The following is an 8,475-nucleotide window of genomic DNA, read 5'->3' as shown; positions in this document are numbered from 1 at the left end:
GTCGCGCACTTCCACTACGTGGTGTTCGGCACGGTCGTGTTCGCGATGTTCTCCGGCTTCCACTTCTGGTGGCCGAAGATGACCGGCAAGATGCTCGACGAGCGCCTCGGCAAGATCACCTTCTGGACGCTGTTCATCGGCTTCCACGGCACCTTCCTGGTCCAGCACTGGCTGGGCGTGAACGGGATGCAGCGCCGGATTCCCGACTACCTCGCGGTGGAGGGCCTGACGACCCTCAACACGGTGTCGACGATCTTCTCGTTCGTGCTCGGGCTGTCGATCCTGCCGTTCCTCTACAACGTCTGGAAGACAGCGCAGTATGGAGAGAAGGTCGAGGTCGACGACCCATGGGGCTACGGCCGTTCACTGGAGTGGGCGACGTCCTGCCCGCCGCCCCGGCACAACTTCCTCACCCTCCCCCGCATCCGCAGCGAATCCCCGGCGTTCGACCTGCACCACCCCGATGTCCCGGCCCTGGAACGGGAGTTGACGTCACGATGACCGCCATGGACGAACACCCCCTGGCCCCGGGGACGTTCCTCAACGAGATCGAGGGGCACCTGCTGATCGCGGCCACCCACACGGAGGGTCGTGCCGCCGCCGCGCGTTTCACCGCCCGGCTCGACTGGCTCACCGACGGCCAACGGGCCGATGTGGAACGGCACTTCGAGGCGGAGTATCTCGAACTCTCCCGCGCCTCCTGGGAGCGTACGGCCGAGCGGGGCAGGCAGTTGCGGGGCGAGTACGAGGAGACGTACCGAGGACTGCGCCAACGCCTGCTCGCCGCCTGGCTGTTGGCGTGCGCGCTGCTCGCGGCGACAGGACTGGTCATCGCCGCGCTCGCCTAGAACCACACATCCCGCCGGCCCTGACGACCGGCGGGACACGCGCTACGACTACGTCAGCGTCCACTTCTGGTTGTTCGCCGTGCCGCAGGTCCACAGGATGAGCAGGGTCCCGTTGGCCGTGGCGGCGCCGGACGCGTCCAGGCACAGGCCCGCGTTGACGTTGGTGAGGGTGCCGTCGGAGTTGGCGGTCCACTTCTGGTTGTTCTGGCCGTTGCAGTCCCAGATGACGACCTTGGTGCCGTTGGTGGTGCCGTTGTTGTAGGCGTCCAGGCACTTGTTGCCGTACACCACGAGTTCCTTGCGGGAGGTGTACGTCCAGGCCTGGTTCTGGCCGCCGTTGCAGTCCCAGATCTCGGCCTGGGTGCCGTTGGTGATGGTGTTGTTGTAGACGTCGGCGCAGCGGCCGGACCCGGTGCCGACGACCAGGTTTCCGTTCGTGCCGGGGATGGGCTGGACGTTGACCGCTCCCAGGGTCGGCAGTGAACTGCCGGTGAAGGTGAGGGAGTTGGCGGAGCCCTTCGACAGGTTGACCTGGACCGAGACCGTGCCCTGGCTGGAGCCGGTCGGCGGGAAGGAGACCGTCGTCGCGGTCTGGCTGTTGACCTGGAGGGTGCCGGTGACGGCGGTGGAGCCGGTGTTGGTGTAGGGGATGTCGACGACGTCGAGGCCGGTGCTCGCCGCGCTGACCGAGGTGTACTTGCCGGTGGAGGTGGCGGTGTAGTTGGTGCTCGCCGCTTCGGTGCCGCCGCTCACCTTCAGCAGCACCGAGCCGCCCGCCGGGACGCTGACGGTGTAACTCGTGGCGTACGAGCCGAGGTTCGACTGCGCCCACAGGTCGCGGACCGTGGCGGAGGCGCTGGTCAGGCCGAGGTCGGACCAGCGGACGGTGATGTTCTGGGCGGAGGAGGTGCGGTTGAGGAGGACGACCGCGCGGTTGCCGGTGCCGGAGAGGACCTTGCCGTAGACCTGGAGGCCGGTGGTGTCCTCGGCGACCTTGACGCCCTGGAGTCCGCGCGCGTCCTGGTCGACGGCGACGACGTCCGAGTTCTTGAGGATCGCGGCGGTCTCACTGGTCATCGTGGTGAGGTCGTTGCCGGCGAGCAGTGGGGCGCCGGAGATCGCCCACAGGGCCATGTGGGTGCGGTTCTGGGCCGCGGTGAGGCCGGTCATGCCGACGGTGAGCATGTCGGGGTCGTTGTAGTAGCCGGTGTGCTGGGCGGCCGGGTGCAGGGTCTGGTCGAAGTTGGAGAGCACGCTCGCCTGGGACGCCGTGCCGCCGTAGTAGTAGATGTCCGTGCTGGTCCGCCACATGGGGGCGAGGCCGGTGGCCCAGTTCCAGGTGTTCTGGTAGCCCCAGTTGCAGATGGAGAGGGTCAGCGGGCGGCCGGTGGTGGCCGCGGCCGTGGCGACGGCCGTGCTGATCGACTTGTACGCGGTGGCCGCGTCCAGGCCCTCGGCGTCGCCGCCGCACCAGTCGACCTTCACGAAGTCGAAGCCCCACTGGGAGAACTGGAGCATGTCCTGGGCGTAGTGCCCTTCGCTGCCGGTGTTGGCGGCTGCGGGGCGGCCCGTCGGGTAGTAGTAGCCGCAGCCGTTCGCGCCGGCGTCGGTGTAGATGCCGGCCTTGAGGCCCTTGCTGTGGATGTAGGTGGCGATGGCGCTCATCCCGCCGGGCCACTCGCTGGTGTCGACGGTGATGTTGCCCGCGCTGTCGCGGGTGCCCTGCCACCAGCCCTCGTCGATGTTGATGTAGTTGTAGCCGGCCGCCGGGAGGCCCGAGGCGACGAACGCGTCGACCTGCGCCTTGATGACGCTGTAGTCGATCTTCGCGGCGAAGCTGTTCCAGGACGCCCAGCCCATCGGTGCGGTGGGCACGGCTATCTGACGGGTCGTTGAGGCGACCGGGGCCGTGGGGAGCGGGTCCGCGGGGGCGGGTCTGGTGAAGAGAAGCAGGGTGACTGCGGCTGCGGCCATCGCGAGGGCACGCAGGACGGGAGTGCGAAACATGCGGCTCCTTTGCCGATATCTCGAACAAGGATCGGGCAACCGAACGAAACGGCGCGCTGAAAGTAGAGCCACCGGAGGGTGAAGTCAACGGCTGTGACACGAGGGGCAGTTGGAATGCCCGCGGGGCCCGTGGAGATCCCCCACTCGTCGGCCTGCGGACGCGATACTGACCGGCGTGCGCGTAGCGATCATGACAGCGGGATCCCGGGGCGATGTGGCCCCGTACACCGGACTCGGCCATGCCCTGGCCCGGGCGGGGCACGAGGTCACCCTCGTCACCCACGGAGGCTTCGCGCCCCTGGTGGGGGGTTCGGGGGTCGGTTTCCATTCCCTACCGGTCGATCCCCGGGCCGAGTTGGAGTCCTCGCGGGGGCGCGCGCTGCATCGCAGCGCCTCGGGCGGGGGCAAGTTGCTGCGGGTGGTCGCGATGGCGCGGGCGGTGGTCGGGCGGATGACCGACGATCTACTGACGGCCGCGCGGGCGAGCGACGTGCTGTTGCTGTCCAGTTCGCTGGGGCCGCTGGGGCATGCCATCGCCGAGGGACTGTCGTTGCCGAGCATGGGCGTGTATCTCCAACCCCTCGCGCCCACAGGGGAGTTCGCTCCGCCGGTGCTCGGCGGCGGCTCCTGGGGCACGGTCGGCAACCGGGTCGCCGGGCACGGGGTGAACCGGGCGGTGGAGCACGTCTTCGCCACCGCCGTACCGGAGGTGCGCTCCCGCCTGGGTCTGGCCCGCACCCGTCCCGGCACCGCGCTCCGGTCCCGCGACGCGCACAACTGGCCCGTCCTGCACGGCTTCAGCCCGCTGATCGTGCCCCGCCCGGCCGACTGGCGGCCCGGGCTCACGGTGGCCGGCTACTGGTGGCCGTACGACGGAGACGCCCAACTCCCGCCGGAACTGCGGGACTTCCTCGACTCGGGGCCCGCTCCGGTGTTCGTGGGGCTCGGCAGTGCCACCGTGCCCGATCCGGAGCGGCTGAGTGGGGAGATCGTGCGCGCGCTGCGGCGGGCCGGGCTGCGCGGGGTGATCCAGCGCGGGTGGGGCGGTCTCGAAGCGGCCGGAGACGACGTCCTGACCGTGGGCGAGGTGTCGCACGCGGCGCTGTTCCCGCGGATGGCGGCCGTGGTCCATCACTGCGGTGCGGGCACGACCGCGGCCGGGCTGCGCGCCGGGGTGCCGGCCGTGCCGGTGCCGATCCAGTTCGACGAGGGCTTCTGGGCCGCCCGTCTGGTCGCCCTGGGCGTGGCGCCCCGCGCCGTACCGCTGCGCGGGCTCACCGCCGACACCCTGTCCGCCGCACTCGTACGGGCCACCCGCGAGCCCGCCTTCGCCGAGCGCGCCCGGGCCCTCGGTGCCCGGGTGCGGGCCGAGGACGGCACGGCTCCCGTCCTCGCGGCCCTCGACACACTGACCTAGCGTCGCTGTCATGCCACGGCCTCGGGGGTGACCGGCGTGAAGAAGTTGACCAGGTTGCCGTCGGGGTCGCGGAAGAGGAGGGAGCGGTTGCCCCAGGGCATCGTCGTCGGCTTCTGGACGATCTCGCAGTCGAGGGGTGCCAGGCGGTCGAACTCGGCGTCGACGTCCGGCACGCGGAACTCGGTGATCACCGAGCGGTTGGCGGCGGGTTGTGCGGAGCCGGTGCCGAAGAGGGCCACCGTGCGGGTGCTCGCGATCGCCAACGTGCAGGCGGGGGTGACGAGTTCGGCGAAGTCGGGGGTCGACCATGTGGCCGTGACCCCGGTGACCTGTTCGTAGAACCCGACGAGACGGGCGACGTCGTCGGTGATGACACGGATCGAGACGAAGTTCATGGCGGCTTCCTGTACACGGTGGCGTCGGATGAACGGACGTCTCTCACGCTAGGACCGATACCGGACAGCTTCCGCCCGGTATCCGAGGCAGACTTTCCGGGTGACCACATCGACCGCCCGCGTGCTGGCCCTGCTGGAGATCCTCCAGGGCGGCGGCCTCCGCACCGTCCCCGACCTGGCCGCGCGGCTCGGCGTCGACGAACGCACGGTCCGCCGCTACGTCGGCCAGCTGCTGGAGCTGGGCGTGCCGGTCGACTCGGTCCGCGGTCGCTACGGCGGCTATCGGCTCGCTCCCGGCTATCGGATGCCGCCGTTGATGCTCACGGACGACGAGGCACTCGCCGTGGTGCTCGGTCTGCTGGCCGGCCGGCGGGCGGGGCTCGTCACCGCGTCGGCCGCGGCGGGCGAGAGCGCCACGGCGAAACTGCTGCGGGTCCTGCCCGCCGCCCTGCGCCGACGGCTCGACGCCCTGCTCGACACCGCCGACTTCACCGCGCGACCACGTGCCGCCACCGCCCCGGAGACGGAGGTGCTGCTCGAACTCGCCGAGGCCGCGCTCCATCGGCGGCCGGTGGCGCTCGGCTACACCGACCGACAGGGCCGTACCAGCGACCGTACGGTCCTGCCGTACGGGCTGGTCGCGCATGCCGGGCGCTGGTATCTGACCGGCGCCGACCCGGCCGACGGGGAGGTCCGCACCTTTCGCCTGGACCGGGTCACCGCACTGCGTGTGCGCTCCGGCTCGTTCGACGTGCCGGTGGAGTTCGACCCGGCGGCCACGGTGCTGGACAGCCTCGCGCGCACGCCGTGGAGACACGACGTGTCACTGCGGATCCAGGGGAACGAGCACCACATTCGCGGGCGTCTTCCGGCCGGGATCGCCACCCTGACCACGGCCGACGAGGACCACGACTGGGTCCGGGTCCGGATCCGGGCCGAGCGGCTGGACTGGATCCCGCCCGTCCTCGCGGCCCTCGACCGCCCGTTCGTCGTCGAGCGGCCCGCCGCCCTGCGCGACCTCGTGCGCGCGCTGGCCCGCCGCCTGGACGAGTACGCGACCGACGAGTCGACCTAGTCCTCGCCCTTCCAGCCCGGTGGCTGCATGATGCCCACGAGCTGTCGGACCAGTTCGTCGACGACCTCGTCGAGCGTGGCGTCCACCCAGCCCGCGCTCCAGTCGTGGAGCAGGCCGTTGACGCTGCCGATGAACGCCGTCGCGGCGATGCGGTAGTCGCGCCGCGCCGCCTCCCCGCGCAGGGCGGCGGCCCTCGCCTCGCCGCGGATGAGGTTGATCCAGCGGGCGCGGCGGGCCAGCCGCTGTTCCTCAAGGCGTGGGCTGACGCCGATGATCTCGACGAAGGTGATGCGGATACGGCGCGGGTCGCCGGTGACGTTCGCGGCGTAGGCGTGGAAGATCGCGGTCGCCCGCTCGACCAGCGGCAGGCGGTCGGCGGCGTCGAGCGCGGCCAGTACGGCCTTCTCGGCCCAGTCGTTGACCTGGAGGTGGAGCGCCGCCAGCACGTCCTCCAGGCTGCGGAACTCCTCGTAGAACTGCCGGGTGGACAGCCCCGCGGCCTCGCTGAGCGCCGCGACGGTCGTGCCGCGGTAGCCGGGGGTGCCGCCGAAGAGCTGGAGCGCGGCGTCCAGGAAGCGTCCGCGTCGCTCGGCCTGTCGCTGCTCGGCGGACTTGCCGCCGTAACGACCGGTCGGCGCTTTGAGCCTGCCCGTCACTGTGACACCTCTGTCTTTTTGACCACCGGCCAATCTTGTCGTGTTCGTGGTGTTGCGGAAAAGAGCACTCCTTCCTCGCTTTTCATCAAGTTCACTCCGAATTCGCATTTGTACGAATGTCTTCACATGTCGAGGCACCGGCCCCTCGGAGGACCGGTGCCTCGATGCTGTTCAGCTGTGCGCCGCCGCCCATGCGGCCAGTTCGGACTTGGCCGCGCTCAGCAGTGTCGAGGAGGGGCTCGACGCGCCGTTGGTGATCAGGGCGTAGTGCAGGGTGCCCGAGCCGGAGGCCGAGAGCAGCAGGCGGTGGCTGCCGGTGCCGCCCGGTTCGTTGGCGTAGCCGATCGGGGTCGACGACGTGTACGCCGGGACACCCGAGACGGCTCCCAGGTCCGAGACCACGGTGGTGGACGCGGCCGGGAAGGACGCCGGGAGGTGGAGTTCGGTCGGCGCGGTGGAGCTGTTGGAGCGCCACATCAGCAGGCCGTACTGGCCGGAGCCGACCAGCGAGGACACGTTCGGGAGGGTGCTGGGGACCGGGTTCCAGGTGAGGGTGGTGGAGCCGTCGCGGGAGCGGTCCTCGTAGGTGAAGGCGACCGTGGTGCCGGCGGTCGCGCTCGGGTAGATCCGGTCGAGCAGCCGGGCGTCCTGACGGAGTGTCACCGTGCCGGTGGAGGTCATGTTGACGGCGGAGAGGTCCTCGTCGTTCCAGGCGTCGCCGGTGGTGAGCACCTTGTCGGGGTTGTCGTTCATCAGCTCGTTGTGGCGGCCGTTGTAGATGTCCCACTGCCACTGGGTGCCGGACAGGACCGGGCCGGAGCCGGCCGGGTTGGACCACCAACTCGCCCCGGGCAGGCGGGAGTCGAGGGCCTGGTACATCGCCTTGAGGACGGTCGGCGCCTTGCCGGAGACCGTGCCGGAGAGCGGATGTCCGAACTCGCTGACGATGGCGGCGGTACCGGCCGCGGAGGCTCGGTCACGGACCGTGCCGAAGTCGGTCGAGTACTGGCCGTCGGCCGCGTTCCCCCACATCAGGATGCCGGAGATCGCCTTCTGGTCGTAGAAGTGGGTGTTGAAGACATAGCGCGAGCCGAGCGTGCCCGCGTCGAGGAGTCCGCCCTCCTGCACCTGGCTGGAGATGTTGGAGTTCCAGAAGAGGTTCGGTTCGACGAGGGCGGGCTTGGCGCTCCAGCCGGCCGCGTCCATCCGCGCGCGGAACTTCACATAGAACGGCCAGAGCAGGTTCTGCTCCCAAGTCCGGCTGGTCTGGCCCGAGTCGTAGGTCCCCGCGAAAGGCTCGTTGTACGGGTCGAAGCCGACGACACCCGCGAACTCGTCGGTGGTCAGGTGCTGTTGGATGTACGTCATGGTCGACTGGGCGGTGGTCAGGAAGGAGTCCTGGAGGCCGTAGTTGTTGTGCCAGAAGTCGTACTGGGCCTTGGTGACGGCCGAGTTCTGGGTGATGTTCTGGCCCCAGAAGAGGCAGATCCCGCAGGACTCCTGGGGGTAACTCCCCAGTGCCACCGCCCACTTGGGGGCGCCGTCGCCGGTGTACCAACTTCCGCTGTTGAACAGGTACTTGGAGTAGAGGTCTTGGTGGAAGTCGGGGTAGACGCGGATGCCGGCGTCGAGGAACGCCTGCATCTGGGCGGTGGCGGCGGCCAGGTACGTGGTGTCGACCTGGCCTCGGACGGGTTCGGCGTACGCCCAGGAGAGCAGGAAGCGGACCGAGTTGCCGCCGCCGAGGGCGCGCAGCGCGGTCGCGGACTTCTTCGCGTCGGCGACCGAGGCGAAGGGGAGACCGTCGTTCTCCGCCAGTTTGGTCTCGCCGGAGACGTTGTAACCGCGCAGCACGACCTGGCGGCCGTAACTGTCCACGAAGCTGCCGTTCTGAACGGTCAGCGCAGAGCCGTCGAACCAGAGGGAGTCGGTTGGGGTGGCGGCGGTTGCTGGCCCAGCGCCCAGCACCGACAGGAATCCGCAGAGGACAACCAGGACAACGATCAAACGCGCCCGGACATTCGTCATGTCCACTACAGTCCGGTGGTTTCCGGACACTGTCAACACTTCTGACTCA

Annotated in this window: 8 protein-coding genes; 4 read left to right on the top strand and 4 right to left on the bottom strand. The window is 69.8% G+C overall.

Annotation, left to right across the window (positions count from 1 at the left end; translation table 11 throughout):
* Window positions 1-501, top strand: a 501-nt coding sequence (locus ACWIHT_RS29495; protein WP_456171325.1) for a cbb3-type cytochrome c oxidase subunit I, incomplete at its 5' end; no start/stop codon positions are given.
* 5 nt (window positions 502-506) lie between these two features.
* Window positions 507-848 carry a hypothetical protein gene (locus tag ACWIHT_RS29490; RefSeq protein ID WP_456171324.1) on the top strand — a complete coding sequence of 114 codons (342 nt, stop codon included), beginning with the start codon at window positions 507-509 and terminating at the stop codon, window positions 846-848.
* A 48-nt stretch (window positions 849-896) separates the two neighbouring features.
* Here the strand turns inward: ACWIHT_RS29490 and ACWIHT_RS29485 are convergent, their stop codons facing one another.
* Window positions 897-2,855: a ricin-type beta-trefoil lectin domain protein gene (locus ACWIHT_RS29485; RefSeq protein WP_456171323.1), complete on the bottom strand. Its 1,959-nt coding sequence runs from the start codon at window positions 2,853-2,855 to the stop codon at window positions 897-899.
* Window positions 2,856-3,045: 190 nt separating this feature from the next.
* Between ACWIHT_RS29485 and ACWIHT_RS29480 the strand changes: the two genes are divergently transcribed.
* The gene (locus ACWIHT_RS29480) at window positions 3,046-4,272 is read left to right on the top strand and encodes a glycosyltransferase (RefSeq protein WP_456171332.1); all 1,227 of its coding nucleotides are present in this window, start codon (window positions 3,046-3,048) and stop codon (window positions 4,270-4,272) included.
* An 8-nt stretch (window positions 4,273-4,280) separates the two neighbouring features.
* Here the strand turns inward: ACWIHT_RS29480 and ACWIHT_RS29475 are convergent, their stop codons facing one another.
* On the bottom strand, window positions 4,281-4,667 hold the full coding sequence (locus tag ACWIHT_RS29475) for a VOC family protein (RefSeq protein ID WP_456171322.1): 387 nt from the start codon (window positions 4,665-4,667) through the stop codon (window positions 4,281-4,283).
* 100 nt (window positions 4,668-4,767) lie between these two features.
* Here ACWIHT_RS29475 and ACWIHT_RS29470 point away from each other — a divergent pair, with 100 nt between their 5' ends.
* Window positions 4,768-5,742 carry a helix-turn-helix transcriptional regulator gene (locus tag ACWIHT_RS29470; RefSeq protein WP_456171321.1) on the top strand — a complete coding sequence of 325 codons (975 nt, stop codon included), beginning with the start codon at window positions 4,768-4,770 and terminating at the stop codon, window positions 5,740-5,742.
* Here ACWIHT_RS29470 and ACWIHT_RS29465 read toward each other — a convergent pair.
* Together ACWIHT_RS29465 and ACWIHT_RS29460 are read right to left on the bottom strand one after the other, a co-directional pair.
* Window positions 5,739-6,398, bottom strand: coding sequence for a TetR/AcrR family transcriptional regulator (locus ACWIHT_RS29465; RefSeq protein WP_456171320.1), 660 nt, complete (start codon window positions 6,396-6,398; stop codon window positions 5,739-5,741). The genes ACWIHT_RS29470 and ACWIHT_RS29465 overlap by 4 nt on opposite strands.
* A gap of 171 nt (window positions 6,399-6,569) precedes the next feature.
* Window positions 6,570-8,426 carry a cellulase family glycosylhydrolase gene (locus ACWIHT_RS29460; protein ID WP_456171319.1) on the bottom strand — a complete coding sequence of 619 codons (1,857 nt, stop codon included), beginning with the start codon at window positions 8,424-8,426 and terminating at the stop codon, window positions 6,570-6,572.
* Window positions 8,427-8,475: the final 49 nt, after the last annotated feature.

This window comes from Streptomyces sp. NPDC002276 (assembly GCF_053891435.1).
Note: the sequence above shows the minus strand (reverse complement) of the source record. Positions and strands in the feature narration are given on the sequence as shown.